Origin of the sequence: Providencia alcalifaciens DSM 30120, assembly GCF_000173415.1 — a bacterium.
Lineage (GTDB): Bacteria > Pseudomonadota > Gammaproteobacteria > Enterobacterales > Enterobacteriaceae > Providencia > Providencia alcalifaciens.
In genome coordinates, this window is sequence record NZ_ABXW01000053.1 from 270,236 (window position 1) to 285,883 (window position 15,648).

At 36.5% G+C, this 15,648-nt stretch carries 21 protein-coding genes; 6 read left to right on the forward strand and 15 right to left on the reverse strand.

The annotated features are described in order from the left end of the window. Window positions 1-20: 20 nt before the first annotated feature. From phoH to PROVALCAL_RS14280, 4 genes are all read right to left on the reverse strand, one after another. Window positions 21-806, reverse strand: a complete 786-nt coding sequence (gene phoH / locus PROVALCAL_RS14265; protein WP_006660018.1) for a phosphate starvation-inducible protein PhoH — start codon at window positions 804-806, stop codon at window positions 21-23. A gap of 489 nt (window positions 807-1,295) precedes the next feature. Next, a complete protein-coding gene (locus tag PROVALCAL_RS14270) occupies window positions 1,296-2,261 on the reverse strand; it encodes an endonuclease (protein ID WP_006660020.1) in 966 nt (321 codons plus the stop codon). A gap of 323 nt (window positions 2,262-2,584) precedes the next feature. After that, window positions 2,585-3,046 carry a threonine/serine exporter gene (locus PROVALCAL_RS14275; RefSeq protein WP_006660021.1) on the reverse strand — a complete coding sequence of 154 codons (462 nt, stop codon included), beginning with the start codon at window positions 3,044-3,046 and terminating at the stop codon, window positions 2,585-2,587. Continuing rightward, window positions 3,046-3,858, reverse strand: coding sequence for a threonine/serine exporter family protein (locus tag PROVALCAL_RS14280; protein ID WP_006660022.1), 813 nt, complete (start codon window positions 3,856-3,858; stop codon window positions 3,046-3,048). The genes PROVALCAL_RS14275 and PROVALCAL_RS14280 overlap by 1 nt, the downstream gene beginning before the upstream one ends. Window positions 3,859-4,006: 148 nt before the next feature. Between PROVALCAL_RS14280 and PROVALCAL_RS14285 the strand changes: the two genes are divergently transcribed. After that, on the forward strand, window positions 4,007-4,636 hold the full coding sequence (locus PROVALCAL_RS14285) for a TetR/AcrR family transcriptional regulator (protein WP_006660023.1): 630 nt from the start codon (window positions 4,007-4,009) through the stop codon (window positions 4,634-4,636). A 16-nt stretch (window positions 4,637-4,652) separates the two neighbouring features. Here the strand turns inward: PROVALCAL_RS14285 and PROVALCAL_RS14290 are convergent, their stop codons facing one another. Then, window positions 4,653-5,060, reverse strand: coding sequence for a hypothetical protein (locus tag PROVALCAL_RS14290; RefSeq protein ID WP_006661907.1), 408 nt, complete (start codon window positions 5,058-5,060; stop codon window positions 4,653-4,655). Window positions 5,061-5,306: 246 nt separating this feature from the next. On the opposite strand from PROVALCAL_RS14290, the gene PROVALCAL_RS14295 reads away from it, so the two are divergent. Continuing rightward, window positions 5,307-5,600, forward strand: coding sequence for a DUF5339 domain-containing protein (locus PROVALCAL_RS14295; protein WP_006661908.1), 294 nt, complete (start codon window positions 5,307-5,309; stop codon window positions 5,598-5,600). A gap of 56 nt (window positions 5,601-5,656) precedes the next feature. Here the strand turns inward: PROVALCAL_RS14295 and PROVALCAL_RS14300 are convergent, their stop codons facing one another. The 5 genes from PROVALCAL_RS14300 to sra all read right to left on the reverse strand — a co-directional run bounded on the left by PROVALCAL_RS14300 (window position 5,657) and on the right by sra (window position 8,885). Then, window positions 5,657-6,106, reverse strand: coding sequence for a universal stress protein (locus PROVALCAL_RS14300; RefSeq protein ID WP_006661909.1), 450 nt, complete (start codon window positions 6,104-6,106; stop codon window positions 5,657-5,659). Between the two features lie 178 nt (window positions 6,107-6,284). Then, complete coding sequence (locus PROVALCAL_RS14305; RefSeq protein ID WP_006660027.1) at window positions 6,285-6,623, reverse strand: hypothetical protein; 339 nt, start codon at window positions 6,621-6,623, stop codon at window positions 6,285-6,287. Window positions 6,624-6,747: 124 nt separating this feature from the next. Further along, window positions 6,748-7,176 (reverse strand): universal stress protein, encoded by a 429-nt coding sequence (locus tag PROVALCAL_RS14310; RefSeq protein WP_006660028.1) that lies wholly within the window; start codon window positions 7,174-7,176, stop codon window positions 6,748-6,750. Between the two features lie 447 nt (window positions 7,177-7,623). Further along, entirely contained in the window at window positions 7,624-8,403 is a 780-nt protein-coding gene (locus tag PROVALCAL_RS14315; protein ID WP_006660029.1) for a YaeF family permuted papain-like enzyme, read from the reverse strand. 347 nt (window positions 8,404-8,750) lie between these two features. Next, complete coding sequence (gene sra, locus PROVALCAL_RS20085) at window positions 8,751-8,885, reverse strand: stationary-phase-induced ribosome-associated protein (protein ID WP_243441101.1); 135 nt, start codon at window positions 8,883-8,885, stop codon at window positions 8,751-8,753. Between the two features lie 385 nt (window positions 8,886-9,270). On the opposite strand from sra, the gene PROVALCAL_RS14325 reads away from it, so the two are divergent. Continuing rightward, window positions 9,271-9,966, forward strand: a complete 696-nt coding sequence (locus tag PROVALCAL_RS14325; protein WP_006660031.1) for an aspartate/glutamate racemase family protein — start codon at window positions 9,271-9,273, stop codon at window positions 9,964-9,966. Between the two features lie 126 nt (window positions 9,967-10,092). Next, window positions 10,093-10,329 (forward strand): helix-turn-helix domain-containing protein, encoded by a 237-nt coding sequence (locus PROVALCAL_RS14330; RefSeq protein WP_006660032.1) that lies wholly within the window; start codon window positions 10,093-10,095, stop codon window positions 10,327-10,329. A gap of 326 nt (window positions 10,330-10,655) precedes the next feature. Here PROVALCAL_RS14330 and PROVALCAL_RS14335 read toward each other — a convergent pair whose 3' ends face one another. The 4 genes from PROVALCAL_RS14335 to PROVALCAL_RS14355 form a co-directional block, all read right to left on the reverse strand. Then, window positions 10,656-11,126, reverse strand: coding sequence for a GNAT family N-acetyltransferase (locus PROVALCAL_RS14335; protein ID WP_006660034.1), 471 nt, complete (start codon window positions 11,124-11,126; stop codon window positions 10,656-10,658). Window positions 11,127-11,296: 170 nt separating this feature from the next. After that, window positions 11,297-11,509: a transcription antiterminator/RNA stability regulator CspE gene (gene cspE, locus PROVALCAL_RS14340; RefSeq protein WP_006661913.1), complete on the reverse strand. Its 213-nt coding sequence runs from the start codon at window positions 11,507-11,509 to the stop codon at window positions 11,297-11,299. 470 nt (window positions 11,510-11,979) lie between these two features. Beyond that, a complete protein-coding gene (locus PROVALCAL_RS14345) occupies window positions 11,980-12,192 on the reverse strand; it encodes a YccJ family protein (RefSeq protein ID WP_006660036.1) in 213 nt (70 codons plus the stop codon). A gap of 574 nt (window positions 12,193-12,766) precedes the next feature. Then, window positions 12,767-13,066: an HdeA/HdeB family chaperone gene (locus tag PROVALCAL_RS14355; protein ID WP_006660038.1), complete on the reverse strand. Its 300-nt coding sequence runs from the start codon at window positions 13,064-13,066 to the stop codon at window positions 12,767-12,769. A 299-nt stretch (window positions 13,067-13,365) separates the two neighbouring features. Here PROVALCAL_RS14355 and PROVALCAL_RS14360 point away from each other — a divergent pair, with 299 nt between their 5' ends. Together PROVALCAL_RS14360 and PROVALCAL_RS14365 are read left to right on the forward strand one after the other, a co-directional pair. Next, on the forward strand, window positions 13,366-13,812 hold the full coding sequence (locus PROVALCAL_RS14360) for a DUF3290 domain-containing protein (protein WP_006660039.1): 447 nt from the start codon (window positions 13,366-13,368) through the stop codon (window positions 13,810-13,812). Window positions 13,813-13,820: 8 nt separating this feature from the next. Next, window positions 13,821-14,471: a DUF421 domain-containing protein gene (locus PROVALCAL_RS14365; RefSeq protein ID WP_006660040.1), complete on the forward strand. Its 651-nt coding sequence runs from the start codon at window positions 13,821-13,823 to the stop codon at window positions 14,469-14,471. Between the two features lie 317 nt (window positions 14,472-14,788). On the opposite strand, the gene PROVALCAL_RS14370 is transcribed toward PROVALCAL_RS14365, so the two are convergent. Further along, window positions 14,789-15,310, reverse strand: coding sequence for a YagU family protein (locus PROVALCAL_RS14370; RefSeq protein WP_006660041.1), 522 nt, complete (start codon window positions 15,308-15,310; stop codon window positions 14,789-14,791). Between the last annotated feature and the right edge of the window lie 338 nt (window positions 15,311-15,648).

A 15,648-nucleotide genomic window follows, 5' to 3' on the forward strand; every position in this document is an offset into this window, starting at 1 on the left:
CCACACATAAATATTTTTAGTTAATCATTATAAGCTAGCAAAGCTTTATGACACAGTTGCGATCTCACGCAATCATCAATCGTAAAGTTCACCATTGACACCATTTCATCACTACTAAAACGCTGCAATGCATCACCTAACCCCGACTGTACCCCACTTGGTAGGTCGCACTGAGTAACGTCACCATTAACAATGACCGTCACATTTTCACCCAAACGTGTTAAAAACATCTTCATTTGAGTGACAGTGACGTTTTGTGCTTCATCGAGGATGACAATGGCATTTTCAAATGTGCGACCTCGCATGTAAGCGAATGGTGCAATTTCAACTTTCGCAATTTCAGGTCGTAAACAATACTGTAAGAACGAAGCGCCTAATCGCTTCATGAGAACGTCATAAACAGGTCGGAAATATGGCGCAAATTTTTCAGACATATCCCCCGGTAAGAAACCAAGATCTTCCTCCGCTTGTAGCACAGGTCTAGTCACAATAATTTTACTGATTTCCTTATTAATCAAGGCATCCGCTGCTAACGCCGTACTGATATAAGTTTTACCGCATCCCGCCTCACCGTTAGCGAAAATTAACTGTTTATGTCTTATCGAACTAATATAGAGCTTCTGGGCTTCATTACGTGGTGTTATCGGAGTTTCATCGCGGCGTTCTTTCGCCATACCTATCGGCTCAATGCCTGTAAATTCGGCAAAGGAGGTGACGTTATTCATATCATACCTCCCTGAACGGTCTTTGCGTGATGTACGTTTCATTTCACGACGTGCTTTTGTTGCAGCTTTCTGTCTACTCATAGTATTAACCCTTCCAGGTATCGATGATGTCAATTTCAGATGACGAACTATTCAAAACAGAGAGGAGCTCCCTTCAAGCTCTTGTGTCACATAGGTTGATAATTCAGATATAAAAAAACCGGTTAGCGATCTCATCATGTCAGTTTCATGATGGAGTGGTAACCGGTTCCGCGTACTCATTAACAAACACCTAGTTCTCATTAGTCTCTCCTATACAGGCGATACTCGTAAACTAAATAATCTGTATGACAATATTATGACAATATAAAAAATAATTCGAACGGGAGAGCAAATATTATATTGACCTGAATATCATCAACCTACACAGTTTCCTTACATTAAATATAGCGCGAGTTTTTTTAAATTTGCAACATTAAGTTAACAGAAAATGTGTAAATTCACCTATCCATAAGATAAAATGTGAGAAATATCATATAAAAGCTGTAATAACACCGCGCCATATATTGCATTATTACAGCCAGACTTTGATTAACGCGGTTTGCAATTACCGGCTAATTGATAACCTTTTGCTTGAGCGTCGGCTTCACTTGTAAACAACTCAGCATTTTTATCTGATAAGGTTTTAAATCCAGAACAGTGCGATAAATGGTATTTTTTTGAATTACGATTACCTTTTACCTGCGTCTCACCTTCCTGGTTTGGGATAGACTGAGGTACTGGCTGAGGGACTATTTCACTGGGATTATCACTCATTTTTAAGCCATCGCCGCTATTTTTATGCCCTAAACTCCATGTTCTTGCGCCCGTCACAAATGGGTTATGGTGCCCCATCGACTTAGCAATGCGCTGGTCACGTTTTTGTTCCCACTCATCCACTGGGTACTGTTTATCCCACGCCATAAATAACTGCTGCTGTTGGCGTGACATGGATAAATTATAGCGGTCATGCATATAGAAGTAGACCCGAGCAACCTGTCCTTTCACCTCGTCGCGCGGCTCAAATATTTTCTGTTTAAAATCAATACGACTACGACATGCACCGTAAGAATAAGGCGCATTAGCAGGTAATTGACCATAGCTCCAATTACTGCGGTCACCGTTCACTTCCCCAATTGAAGGCGCAAGGTTATGCATATCTGCTTCCATTCGAGAAAACATAGGGTCAGTTGAGACGCAATTTTTACGACCGCCATTCTGCCAGCACTGTCTTTGATGACCAAACACCCAAGCAGGAACGATATGTTCCCATTCAATACGCTCCGCACGACTCTGTTGTTTGCGCACTTGGTAACCGCAGGAGGATAAATCAACTTGCCCACCACTTTTACCTGTCCACTCCCACTCACAACCACAATATAGCGTTCCTTGTCCTTGATGATTTTGATCACCATAAACGAGGCTTTTACTGGATGTTTTCGCTTCAGTGAAATTGCTCGGTGCAGCATAAACGGAAGAGATAAATAACGAGGAAAAACACACTAACGCAATAATCATGCGCGAAAAATAAAAAATCTGTTTCAAAATAACACCATTGATAGGAAAAAAAGCAATTTATTAAATACAACACGCAAGTTATTCATGCAAAAATTGCTGAATACACTATGTATACTCGCTAGTTGAATGAAATATAAGTCTTTTTGATATCAATTGGTACTCAATTTTATTACATCAAAAACAATATCGGAATTTGCGCAATAATATACAAAGAATAGATAACAAACTTTATTAACAAAAGGCGTTAATCACTATCAATTAACGCTTTTGCTATTGCGTGGTTTATTACTCAATGGGTTCTAGCAATAAAACATCATTGAGTATCAAACACTTGGCTTTTTACGGTACAACCATAATCCAGGTAATGAAATCCCTATGGAGAGCGCTCCAACAATAAAGGATGCTCTTAAAAAGTAAGTCACGAGGGTTTCCATTAATTCAGGTGTATAACCATACTGAGAAATTTTCACCACTGAAATCATCGCAATATAGGCACTGATCCCCGGAAACATAGGAATAACTGCCGCCACAGTAAAGACTTTGGGATGAGCAAGCCACCAACGCGACCATTGGATCCCAATCATGCCAATAAGAATCGCGGCAAGAAAACTCGCCCACTCAATTTGTAAGCCAAAAGACATCAGAATCATACGTGAGCCATAGCCAATCGCGCCTAATAATCCACAGAATTTCAATGCTCTTGCAGGAACATTAAACACCATGGCAAAACCAACGGCTGGGATCGCCGCTAAGACCATTTTTTCAATCAGCTCGACAATAAACATTATGCCCACTCCCTCAAATTCCAGATAATCATTGCCAGCACGACGCCAATGCAAGTAGCCAAAGTGAGCAAGCTTGCCATCATCCAACGGGCAATGCCGGTATTAACATGTCCTTTAAACATGTCTGCGACCGCATTAATCAATGGAAATCCGGGGACTAATAACAGAACACTTGCCGCCATCGCGATTGTTTCAGTGACATTCAAATACGGTACTTTGAGTAATAAGCCAGAAACCGATGTGGCAACAAAAGCTGTAATACAGAAATTAATCAATGGGTTAATCTGATGAGAAGTCAATATTTGCCGGATATACATCGCGCAACCACTTGCCATAAACGTGATTACTGCACTTTCCCAACCACCGCCATTAAGAGAACTAAAACACGCACAAGAAAGCGCAACCATCACCACCATTAACCAACGGGGATAGCGTAATGGTTTGATTCCCGCTAATTTCTTTTGCAGCTGTTTGCAGTCAAGCAAGTGATGTTCAACAAGGATCACCGCATGCTGAACTTCCGTCACAACATGCATGTTAATGCCACGGTCAATAATTCGCCGAGTCGAGGTTAGGCAACGCCCATCAATAATTGTTGTTAATACTATCGAGTTAGATGAAATCGCACTGTCCACCTGGGTTGCCCCCAAGGCAATCCCCAGACGAGTTGTCAGCTGTTCCACCAGCATACTTTCCGCGCCATGTTGCAATAGCAACAAACCGCATTCAATACACAGCTTTGTAATTTCCCGCTGCCCATCAAGAATGCGTTCCTCTCCCTGTGCCTTTTCATCAACCATGCAACCCTTCATTCTCTCCCCCAAGGATTTGACAAAAATTCAGATATTGATTTAAACATGATAATATTCATATACATCATAGAGGAAAATAACAAACTGAATTATGACCTCTTTCAGATAATTTAGTCCAATGCCGCCATTTTGTTAGGAAATTGATTTCATGAACCAAACTCGCTCGGCCAAAACCCCGAAAGGACAGCGTCGTCATCAAGCACTTATTACAGCAGCGGCGGATATTTTTCTACAATATGGTTTTGAAGGCACCACATTAGATATGATCATCGAGCGAGCGGGAGGCTCTCGTTCAACGCTATATAAAAATTTTGGAGATAAAGAAGGCTTATTTGCGGCAGTTGTTGCGCATATGATTGACGATATATTTACTGAACCAGACCATAAAGAGCCGCCTTTAGACAATATTGAAGCCGTATTATCATTTTATGGTTCGCGTTTTTTAGTCAATGTGATTAAACCTCAATCTATCGGGCTATACCGCCTAATACTGGGAGAATACAACCGCTTCCCTGATATTAGCCAACTTTTTTTCGAACAAGGTCCCGTACAAAGCTATCAGCGCCTTGCCGAAAAGCTCGCACAAATTCCGACTGTAAAAGTAGATCAAGCCATATTACTAAGCATTTCATCTCGTTATTTAGAAATGCTAAAAGCGGATGTATTTATCAAAACCTTCTGTGTTGAAAACTTTAAGCCTAGCGACGAGTTTATTAACCAACAGATAGGTCTTTCTGTTGATATCATCGCTAGCTATATTCGTAAAATCAGCGCGTAGAATCAGTACCAATAGATCAGTGCGCCTTTAAAATTTCACTCGCACGTTGCTGCGCGGCTTGAGAATTGTCGACGAGAAAAACATCGGGTCCATATAATGATGAAACCACAGGGGCAGTACGTTCCATTTCCTCTCTATCTCGACCGTCTGGTTGTAGCGTAATCACCATTGCTCGACAATATTTAGCCATCAGTTCCCTTTCTGTTTTCAGCCAACGACGTATAAATTTCATACATTCCATATCTTCAGTTGTCGGCTTTCCTTTAGGCTCCATCGGCGGATAAATTAAAACAAATGATGTTTTTTTCTCTAATAATTGCTCAAGTTCCGATAGCCATGATTGTGTTTCTACCATCGTTGATGGAAATCGATTCATCGAACAACAAGGCCAATCTTGGGTGTTAATTATTACATTATTGCTCATTATCATTCCTCTCTCTATGTATGTGCCATCAATAAAGTGTACTGAAATGTACACTTTACTCACACAACCAGTCAAGAATGATTCTCATTTGTAATTTGCAGTTTATGCTATTTACCTACTTTCAAAATTTGCAGCATTTAATTTGATAAAAATTAAAACTCTCTGAAATATTCAGCGTTCGCTGATGTCTTTTTAAAAAATGAGATGATATGCTGGTCGAAATAGGATTTTTAAAAGTGAATTATGATGAAAAATATTCTGCCAATTGCATTGGGTCTATTTGTCTCACTGACTGCATTAAATGCGAGTGCAGGACAAGTTTGTGATAAATATTTCAAAGAAATGAATGCGCTGGTTCAACAAGCGGAAGAACAATATAAGAATGAGCCGAATGCGAGTGAACAAATTGCATTAATGAAATCTCAATTAGAAGATGCTAAAAAAACACTTGCTAGTTACCCTGAAGATACTCAAGAACAAGCATGTAGCCAAGCATTAACCGCCATTGCGCACGCCAAAGAAACAGTGAATAAATCATAAATTTTTCTAAAAAAAAAAGACCTGACAAATCAGGTCTTTTTTATCAGATAATAGAATTATCTCACCACTAAAACTGATATTTTCGCATAAGAAACAATACCTGAAGCATTCGAGCCTAATAGATGAGTCGAAATACTCGGATTACGAGACCCAACAACAATTAGGTCCGCCTGTACCTTTTCAGCTTCGTCTAATACCTTTTCTCTCGGAGAGCCGAATTCCACTTTATAAGAGATACGATCCGCTGGAAAATCCATCTCTTTAACAATACGATTAACTAATTCAACAAGCTGCTCTTCAGAGCGCTCTACCGCCTTTTTAGTAAATGACGACAGCAAATCATAATGATAGCTATAACTCATCGAGAATCTCGAAACATCCGGTACTGAGTGGAATAAATGGATTTTAGCATTATCCATTTTTGCTAAATGAATAGCCTGTTTTAATGCTTTTTCAGTCAATGTATCTTCAGAAATATCAACGGGAACCAAAATAGTTTTATACATATAAGCCCCTCTCAAGGATGTATCTCTCATTCAATTTATTCGTTTTTTGAATAGACGAGATAGCGGTTTAATGGTTATTTTTGTCCAGAAAAGTATAGCCTGAATTAAATAAAAATGTCGTGAACTGATTTACTAATCTGAGAATAGACGCAGTAAATTGATTACAATTTTATTCAATTTAATCCTCTTCTAAGTGCCACTTATGTAATATGCGATGAATAAATGGTGTGACGATTAATCCAATACTAATAATGAATACACTTTGTAAAAATAAACCGTAAATAGCGATAAAGAAACGTCCTGCTTGAGTGATAGGCGCTGGCTCTAGTGCTTGACCACTCAACATTGATAAGGCATTTAACATGGATTCTATTATTGAATGCCCTTCGATAAAATAAAATCCAATAATTCCGGGTAGTAAGCCAATAAAAAACACCAACAACGCTAAAAAATAAAAGCGTAGAATTCGTAATACAAAATGCTCAACACTTATTAATTCTTTAGTGAATTTCTCCATAAAAATCCCAATACATCCATACTGATAGAAACGATGCTCATACCAGTAATATCTATCGTTTTATTGACTCATCAGCAATATAAAAAACCTATGCAAAAATGCATAGGTTTTAAAAGAAAACAAACTAGCGAACAACCAGAACAGATGTTTCCGCGTAGCGGACAATTCCTGCCGCAGTTGAACCTAACAGGTGCGTCGTAATATTTGGGCGACGAGAACCAATAACAATGATATCGGCGTTGATATCTTTTGCTGTATTAATCACTTCGTCACGAGGTGAGCCAAACGTAATCGTGTAGCTCACATCATCATGAGGAAGATCAATCGAATCCATCAGCATTTTCATATCTTCTTCCGCTTTCACGGTTGCTCGGTCTTTAATTTCCATATAGCCCAAAGCATATGCATTTATAATTGCCGAAGAGATAGGCAGAACGTGGATCAAATGAATTTTCGCACCAGACTGTTTCGCTAAATTTACCGCATGGCGAACTGCTTTGCTGGTCAGCTCTTCTTCAGTGAGATCGATAGGGACCAAAATCGTTTTGTACATAAGCCCTCCTGATAAATTGTCGAATAAACATTAACAATAAAATTATAATCAACTGTGCATAAATGTCTCTTATCTAAAAAGATAAATGAGATCTCTGGCTACAAATTAACAACAATATTTCCTTGCACATGTTTTGCCGCACCTGAATCCTCAAAATAAAAGTAAAAAATAATAAAATTTTTTCGCTCCGATTACATTAAACCATAGTAACGAAACTGGGTGAAATCTCCAAATCAATTGTTTTTTAATGTATTTTTATCATGTGCGATAAGATGAAAAGATTAAATAGTGATATGAAAAAAAGGGTTGATTTCTTAAATGAGAATGGTTATCTTTTACCTCGTGAATAGTTGAGCGTTTTACTCAACTTTTTCACAACGACATTGCTCACATTGCTTCCAGTTTAGCTGGCCAACTCATTTGAGTTGGCCTTTTTTTTATGCTTTATCATTTATTGAGGATTGCACCACCAAAACTCCAATTTTTTAAATGCCCAACATAAGTTAATCGTTCTGTCGGCATAAAGGTCGGCACATCTCCTGAACGCATATGCAAAATATCTGCTGGCGTAATCCATGATGAATTTCCTTCAAATAAAGGCACTCCTGCATATTTGTACGCATCTAGGACAAACTGCGAACAAAAGAATCCATTGGCTTGTTCAATATCATCCCCTAACTGCACACTCGCCAATGTTTTTAGACAAAAGCTTCGGATAGATTGCCCAATGAGTGGCAGCTCACAAACACGTTTGGTAAGCATCCAGGGTGCAATCATAACAATCCCTTTCATATTATATTTACCTCCATCATTAGCGACAGAGAATTCACGCAATTTCTCTGCATGAAATGACGTTAATAAATTATGCCTCAAGACCACCATATTATTAGAATCAGTGATAGCTTGATCCAAAGGAATTATTCTGACGCCACTCCCAACCGACTCCGCTACCTGACCGAAACCCAGATAAATAGAAGCATGGCTCACGCCACTTACGCTAAATAAGCGGATCCCCCATGAGTTCATGCCTGTTGCTGAAGACAAAAGAATATCACCGGGTAGCATATCTGCAACCGTCAGTGCTTCCACCGAGTCCTTAATTGGAATGGTATTGGCATGCTGGATACTAAATTTCAGCTTATTTGACTCATCATCCGCTTTAAATTGCGTAGAACAACCATTTATAAATATAAAACACAAAAACAGCATCCATTGGCATAATTTCATCTACATATATCCATTTTAATTGTATTTATCATTATTCTCTTCATTGATTCTATAGACAGAATATAACTACCACACTATTTTATTTTCTTTAAGGCTAAGAAATTTAGTGGGTGGTCACAAAAAATCGTAAAATAATCATGACTTGATTGTGTGGTAACACACCATCAGATAATTCAAAAAAACGGATTTGGATATAGGAAAGGTATGGTTCAGGAATACCATTAACCCTCTAGCTACTAGAGGGTCTTATTCTACTTAAAAGTTAAATATATTCTGGATAAAAAACGCTGACTGAGTGATAGGTTTTTTTCTCTGTCGCTTTATTTTTTTGCATTGCAACAAATGGCTTATCTTCCAGATTTTTTTGGCAGAGTCGCCGCTTTTTCTTTTGCAATCACAGAAACTTGGATGTTGCGCTTAGAACGACTCAATTTAAATGACATACCTAATAGGCGGCGAGCCTGATTATTACTTACCATCATAAACTCCTTAACTAAAAAATTTAAATTCATAAACTGAACATCAAAAAAATAGTCAGTGTAGGTCACTAGGTTTATTTCATTTCTACTAAACTAAAAAATAAAATAAGTAACTTTAGTAGTATAGCAGTAATAATATTTTATTTAATGAAGATTTACTGGATAGTCCCACTGAGTGACTAATTAATAATAGTGTAGACTAACCTAATATAGAAATAATTTTATGATTCAATAATTCAATGCTAATAAGCCTATATTTCTTATTTTAAGGTAGATAAATTAAACTTCTAATAATTTACCCCCTCTGATAAAAACTTAAGTTAATTCATTGACTCCCAATAAATTCACTCAGTATAGTAAGGAAAAAATGCATACGAGGCATCAATAAATGAAAACGATAGGATTGATTGGAGGCATGAGTTGGGAATCGACTCAACTCTATTATCAACAGATCAATGAAGGCATAAAGCAACAACTAGGTGGGCTGCATTCTGCAAAAGTTATTTTGTATAGCGTTGATTTTGCTGAAGTTGAGCATTTTCAATCCCATGGACAATGGGATCTTGCCGGTGATCATTTAGCGAGTGCAGGAGCGAGCTTAAAAGCTGCTGGTGCTGACTTTTTGGTTCTCTGTACCAATACAATGCATAAAGTTGCCCCTCAAATTGAGGAAAAATCAAAACTTCCATTCCTACACATCGCTGACGCTACAGGTGAAAAAATAACGCAGTCTGGCATTAAAACTATTGGTTTGTTAGGTACTGCGTTTACGATGGAACAAGCCTTTTATAAAGATCGTCTGACCGATAAATTCAATTTAAGGGTGATAACCCCAAATGAAGCAGATAGAAAAATCGTCCATGATATTATCTATCATGAACTCTGTTTAGGGATCATCTCCGATACCTCACACACTGAATACCAACGCATCATGAAAACACTTGTCGAACATGGCGCTGAAGGAATTATCTTAGGATGTACTGAGATCACCCTACTGGTGAATGCTGGCGATACTTCTGTACCTGTATTTGACACGACAGCTATTCACGCACAATGTGCGGTAGAATATGCACTGAAAGCTTAATTTGAATGAATCTTAGGATAATTTTTACTAATTATCCTAACCATCACAAAATACAGATATTCCCCTATGAAAAATCAAAGCAAATATGTTACTTATTGCTTCACGATTATTCTAGGATAGGGAATTATGAACGAAAGAAAACCCAATAACCTCTCGTTGGGTAAATTTATCCAAAAAGAGAGGCTCGCGCGCCAAATGACTACCACGGAAATCGCCCAAGCAATTTCCGTCTCAGAGCGAGTGTACTCCCACTATGAAGAGGGTTCAGTGTCTATCTATATTGAGCATCTTGTCGCATTAAGTTCAATATTAAAAATTGACCTTCAATTATTTTTTGACGCGTATTTAAATCCAGAAAAATAGAGCTTTCATCTTTTATTTAGCATAAAGCGCTATACCTGACTTTATGCTAAACGTTATTTCTTAATTTTACTCTCTAGTGTTACATATAAAATACACCCATCATAAATATCTCTGAGATTTTTCCACTATAAAGTAGGTACTCAAAAGGTACTGCAACCATATTAATCGTGCTCATCATAACGTCCGCGATTATTTCTATTGGACTAAATACAGGCATACTTATTCTCCTCTTTTGAGTACAATATCTTGGCTAGGTAAATATAACTATAGGATTAAGAGCAAATTATGCCTCAAGTGAGTTTTTAAATTTACATTGAGTTATTTAATCAACTTTTACTTTTTTCATGAATATAAATATCAGGTCGATTAATCGTCCATGCATAATTTTGTTTGTTGACAGGCTCATAACCAAATTGTTCATATAGCCATGCTGCGGTTGTTGTAAATAGAGTGATTCTACGTAGTTTTTGAAAAATTGGATGGCTATGAATACAACTTATCAACCATTTGCCAAGCCCCTGCCCTCGATATTCTTCAAGCACATATACATCACAAAGATAAGCGAAAGTTGAGTAATCTGTGACTAAACGGGCAAATCCTATTTGTACCTCATTACGATAAACACCAAAATTAAGACTATGCTCAATAGATAAACGAACGGTTTCAACATCAATGCCTTTCGCCCACGTAGATCTTGTTAGATAGTGTTGTATCGCGTGAATATCTAATCTGTTTTTATCTGTGCTGATCAGATAATCATTCTTATTCCATTCTTCTGTGGCTGAAAGCATATTCATGGTCACACCTTTTTGGTGATTATGAAAATTTCACCATACCATTACCTGAAGAGAATGACACTACTGCAACAATTAGTTTATGTGGATGCGATTTACTGATAGCTATAAACGAAAAACCCCCGCCAATTGGCAGGGGTTTGAAATTTTAAGCGCTGTATTAAGCGGGTATCTTAAAGAGCTACGACGTTTACAGCCGCTGGACCTTTTGCACCATTCTCTACTGAGAAGCTAACTTTTTGTCCTTCGTTCAGCGTTTTGAAGCTGTCGCTTTGAATTGCAGAGAAGTGTACGAACACATCTTTGCTGCCATCAGCAGGAGAAATAAAGCCAAAGCCTTTAGATTCGTTAAACCATTTTACTAAACCAGTCATTGTATTAGACATATTGAATTCCTTTAAATTTTAATTGTTGCCACACGGCATATAGGTTTGATACTTCTTTATACTTATGGAACTAATTAGGAGGAATTCACTACGAGTGGATATCAATGGATAACACTTGATGGGGAACTTTTCAAAACTTGCTTTCATAAATAGGTCTGTACTTTCAAACCGATAGACGTATTTACTCATATATCCTTAATCATAGCAATGTTTTTTTTCATAAATACTGTAATTATTTTAAAATCAATTTCAATTGAACATGTATTCACACATAACAAAAAACAGTAACAAACTGAAAAATAAGAAAATTTAAAAAACCATACGATGATAACTCAGGCAATAAAAAAAGCTACGCGGTGCGTAGCCTTGTATTGAGTAAACCGAGCCCTGCTTATTTTATGAGCGATTGTGAGTTTTTCCACATCAACTTTGCTGATATAAACAAACCCCTTTAGGACATTAAAATACAGTTAAATATTTTTACGCTCTATTGTTTGCTCACCCCAAAACAATTTGTCTTCTGTTGTCTTAGAAAATGCCAGTGGAAGTACTTCATCAGACCCTTCCTCCCAAATTTTTTCAGCTAACACCTCATTCCCTTTAGCTAATTCAAATATGGCTTGAGCAATCTCAATTGAAGTTTCACGGACTTTTGCCCATTCAGATATGTGATGATCTTTCATATTTAATATCCACAGTTATTAGTCTTAAGTGAAATCATAACATAGCTACAAAATTTTTAGTAAGCACCTTCTCAGCTAATCAAAATACACCGCATTAAATAATACTTATTCAAATATTAATAGCGCTCAAATACACCATAATCGGGTCTTTCACCACGCATAATAGCTCTTTGTTGCTCATGAACGGCATCCCTATCAACTCTCTTTTGCTCATCTGAACGCGCGTCTTTATGTTGCTTTGGCCACGTTGATTTATTTGGCTCAAACGTTGGATTGAATGAACACCCTGCAATAATAAAAAAACAAAAAATAAGGTAATGAGTTTCATTAAATATATTTAGTATTAGATAACAGAAACTATAACCTATCAAAATTAGAATATCACAGCAACCGATGATTTTATATTTAAGCCACAGACTCTATAATTAACCACAGTTAGGCTAAATATTATGATTGAGTGAAAAATAATTTATTTTATTGTCATTAACGCTTGGTTTAGTAGAAAGATGAGTCTAACAGTCAGTCATACGAGTAGCCGCAGATGTAAACTGTGGCTACTCGAGATTAAGAAAACTTATTTCTTACTAGCGAGGTAATCTTTTAAGGTTCCCTCTGGTTTTTTCTTGCAAAATTCAAGAATTAAAGGTGCTTCTGCAACGCTTTTTTCAGATAGCGCCACCCAATCACCGCCTTTAAATTGAGTGTCTTGTGATGTTACCCACAAGGCAACTGGAGCCCAACTTTTAGGATTCAGGTCCACATACTCTTTACATGTCATATTTTCGGGTGTCGAGGTGACTTTGTCGGCAGCTAATGCGTTGGATGACAGAATACTTGAAGTCAGTATACAAGCAGAAATCAGAACTTTATTCATAAATATTCCTCTTTATTTTCTAGTGGTAATGCCTATTGAAACAAGTCTATTATTTATAAATAATAAGAAATTTCAGCAAAGTCAATAGTGTTAAAAGGGTAATTTTGCCCTATCAAATTACAATTATCGTTTATGGATTATCCGCAAGTGAATGTATACTTTGGTTAGCAGGGGATACATGAATTTGAGAACGTAATAGTGCCCGCTTCACACTAATTGTTATTTAATATCGACGCTGAAATGGCAATAAGTCACTATGATAAAAATTAATATCGTAAACAATCAGGAAAGATGTCTCTATGAATTTTTATGGAATAGATTATTTACAAACACAGTCCAATATAAATGATTATTTAAAATATATTGTTATTTTTGGCACATTATTCACTTTGATCGTCGCTTTTATCCTGTATATGCGTCATCGTTTACAGACTAAATATCGAGATTTAACGATTATCGCCTTCTTATTTTTGCTCTTCATTTCAGGTGTTCAATATGCAGAGTATACCGACAACCAAAATATGCACTCAAAATCATCACAAATGGTTAATTTTGTAAGAGTATTATCGAAAGACAAAGATGTAAATATAAACTCTATCCTTTCCAATTCAGTACAATTATCCGATGGTGTCATCATTAAAATTAATGATCGTTATTACCGTATTAACTTAAGCTCAGATCAAAAAACTTACAATTTAGTCGAGGTTTGGTTAACAAATCCCGAAATAACCATCATAAAAAATTAAGGAAGAAAATGATTATTTATGCACCGATTATTATAAAGCTGGGATTGGGAATACTATGTTTGATTGTTCAAATCAACCTTATGGGAAAAGGTAACCTAGCCCCCTCATCCGCAATGGATCAGGTTCAAAACTATGTTTTAGGTGGGATTATTGGTGGTGTCATTTACAATGAGTCGATAACCGTGCTGCAATTTATACTCGTGTTAATCATCTGGACTTTGCTTGTTTTTACCCTTAAATTTTTAAAAGAAAATAACCCATTAATTAAACGTGTTATTGATGGAAAGCCAATTACCTTAGTACATAATGGCAACGTTAATGTTAAAGAGTGTTTAAAAAATGGTGTTTCCGCAAATGATTTGATGTTTAAGTTAAGATCCAATGGTATTTATGAAATAGAACAGCTAAAACGCGTTGTTCTTGAACAGAATGGGCAGTTAACTATTATTCAAAGTGGTGATGAAAACATACGTTATCCAATTATCGTGGATGGCTTAGCTAACGGTGATCTACTTGAAATCATCGGAAAAGACATTGGGTGGTTAGAAGACAATATCTCGAAACAAGGTTTCAATAAAATCAGTGACGTCTATTTAGGTGAGTATTTGTCGGGGAGGATTAATTTATATGGATATGAGAAAAATGGAGTCAAAGATTAAGTCAAATTTATTCCTTGCGTGTAACTGATAATGTTCTTTTTCTAAGTATCGTATTTTATTAATAAGGTGTAATTTCGCTCATACTATCACGCTATAGTGGCCAATAACCTTTGTTCGGGATGATGTCCTATCAAGCATCCGAGTTAATTGATAACAATGTAATTGATTCTGAGGCTGCATATATCTGACAATCATCTAGAAATCAAAAAATAAAAAGGTCGCACTAGGCGACCTCTCGAATAGATGACTTATATAGCTTAAACGAGCCTTTACATTTTATCAGTAATTTATAATAGATAAGGGGTAAACATCCCAATCTACTCAGCATCTTTTTCTTTGGTTAAACAATAACGCAAATTTTGCCTAATTGCTTCAATTGACCAGATCCAAAAAGCTGTTCCAACAAACTCAGAAATAAGAGCTTGATAGCCAGCAGTCCATAGCCAGCCAGATAGTCCTAATAATGGTACGACTAAGCCATGAGCAAAAATAGAAACAGCGATACCAAAACAAATACCGTGTAATAATCTAACTTTGGGTAAATACTCAGCAATAATACAATATATTACTGCAATCGCTATTGAAAATAATATATGGACACCATTTCCCCCCCAATTAATGCTATAGCCCATCCAATGATAAGTCATTGTATCTATATTTAACCCAAGCTTTTCTAGTAAGACGATTGGCGGTGGTGTTGTTTCAATGGTTCTTGGCGGAATTAAGCCTTCAAAACCTGACTTGACTAATGCAGAAAAAACACCCGCGATGATACCAACATATATTGCTATACCAATATGTCTGGAACTTTTTTTTGTTAACCTAAAAAAATCAATCATTATATACTCGCTCTATAATTTGGATATTATAAGTATAGTAGAGATAAGAATACGTGTTTATTATTTTAATTATTAGTTATAACAGTAGGGCTTAATTCATAGGATAACAGTTATTTTTTTCTTAAACATAAACAAATAATCAATCAAAACGAGAAAAATAAATACATGTATTTTCACAAAGTAGCATTTAAATATATATGAAAATCACTTAAAAGCGAGATTTCATACTATAAGATTAACGGATTTGTATTAACATTGATTCTTTAAGCACACAATATTGCCTTACTATACACCAATGCTCATAGCAACCTCTATTGAATAAAAAAACCCGCCATTGT

What these genes read in the sequence shown, in the direction of transcription:
- PROVALCAL_RS14280 (WP_006660022.1), bottom strand. Translation starts at nt 3,858, where the DNA reads ATGAAGGGTTGCATGGTTGATGAAAAGGCACAGGGAGAGGAACGCATT.
- sra (WP_243441101.1), bottom strand. Translation starts at nt 8,885, where the DNA reads ATGATGGTAAGTAATAATCAGGCTCGCCGCCTATTAGGTATGTCATTT.
- PROVALCAL_RS14300 (WP_006661909.1), bottom strand. Translation starts at nt 6,106, where the DNA reads ATGTATAAAACTATTTTGGTTCCCGTTGATATTTCTGAAGATACATTG.
- PROVALCAL_RS14310 (WP_006660028.1), bottom strand. Translation starts at nt 7,176, where the DNA reads ATGTACAAAACGATTTTGGTCCCTATCGATCTCACTGAAGAAGAGCTG.
- cspE (WP_006661913.1), bottom strand. Translation starts at nt 11,509, where the DNA reads ATGTCTAATACAATGACTGGTTTAGTAAAATGGTTTAACGAATCTAAA.
- PROVALCAL_RS14370 (WP_006660041.1), bottom strand. Translation starts at nt 15,310, where the DNA reads ATGATTGATTTTTTTAGGTTAACAAAAAAAAGTTCCAGACATATTGGT.
- PROVALCAL_RS14295 (WP_006661908.1), top strand. Translation starts at nt 5,307, where the DNA reads ATGAAAAATATTCTGCCAATTGCATTGGGTCTATTTGTCTCACTGACT.
- PROVALCAL_RS14305 (WP_006660027.1), bottom strand. Translation starts at nt 6,623, where the DNA reads ATGGAGAAATTCACTAAAGAATTAATAAGTGTTGAGCATTTTGTATTA.
- PROVALCAL_RS14275 (WP_006660021.1), bottom strand. Translation starts at nt 3,046, where the DNA reads ATGTTTATTGTCGAGCTGATTGAAAAAATGGTCTTAGCGGCGATCCCA.
- PROVALCAL_RS14315 (WP_006660029.1), bottom strand. Translation starts at nt 8,403, where the DNA reads ATGAAATTATGCCAATGGATGCTGTTTTTGTGTTTTATATTTATAAAT.
- PROVALCAL_RS14360 (WP_006660039.1), top strand. Translation starts at nt 13,366, where the DNA reads ATGAATTTTTATGGAATAGATTATTTACAAACACAGTCCAATATAAAT.
- PROVALCAL_RS14290 (WP_006661907.1), bottom strand. Translation starts at nt 5,060, where the DNA reads ATGAGCAATAATGTAATAATTAACACCCAAGATTGGCCTTGTTGTTCG.
- PROVALCAL_RS14365 (WP_006660040.1), top strand. Translation starts at nt 13,821, where the DNA reads ATGATTATTTATGCACCGATTATTATAAAGCTGGGATTGGGAATACTA.
- phoH (WP_006660018.1), bottom strand. Translation starts at nt 806, where the DNA reads ATGAGTAGACAGAAAGCTGCAACAAAAGCACGTCGTGAAATGAAACGT.
- PROVALCAL_RS14270 (WP_006660020.1), bottom strand. Translation starts at nt 2,261, where the DNA reads ATGATTATTGCGTTAGTGTGTTTTTCCTCGTTATTTATCTCTTCCGTT.
- PROVALCAL_RS14325 (WP_006660031.1), top strand. Translation starts at nt 9,271, where the DNA reads ATGAAAACGATAGGATTGATTGGAGGCATGAGTTGGGAATCGACTCAA.
- PROVALCAL_RS14335 (WP_006660034.1), bottom strand. Translation starts at nt 11,126, where the DNA reads ATGAATATGCTTTCAGCCACAGAAGAATGGAATAAGAATGATTATCTG.
- PROVALCAL_RS14330 (WP_006660032.1), top strand. Translation starts at nt 10,093, where the DNA reads ATGAACGAAAGAAAACCCAATAACCTCTCGTTGGGTAAATTTATCCAA.
- PROVALCAL_RS14355 (WP_006660038.1), bottom strand. Translation starts at nt 13,066, where the DNA reads ATGAATAAAGTTCTGATTTCTGCTTGTATACTGACTTCAAGTATTCTG.
- PROVALCAL_RS14345 (WP_006660036.1), bottom strand. Translation starts at nt 12,192, where the DNA reads ATGAAAGATCATCACATATCTGAATGGGCAAAAGTCCGTGAAACTTCA.
- PROVALCAL_RS14285 (WP_006660023.1), top strand. Translation starts at nt 4,007, where the DNA reads ATGAACCAAACTCGCTCGGCCAAAACCCCGAAAGGACAGCGTCGTCAT.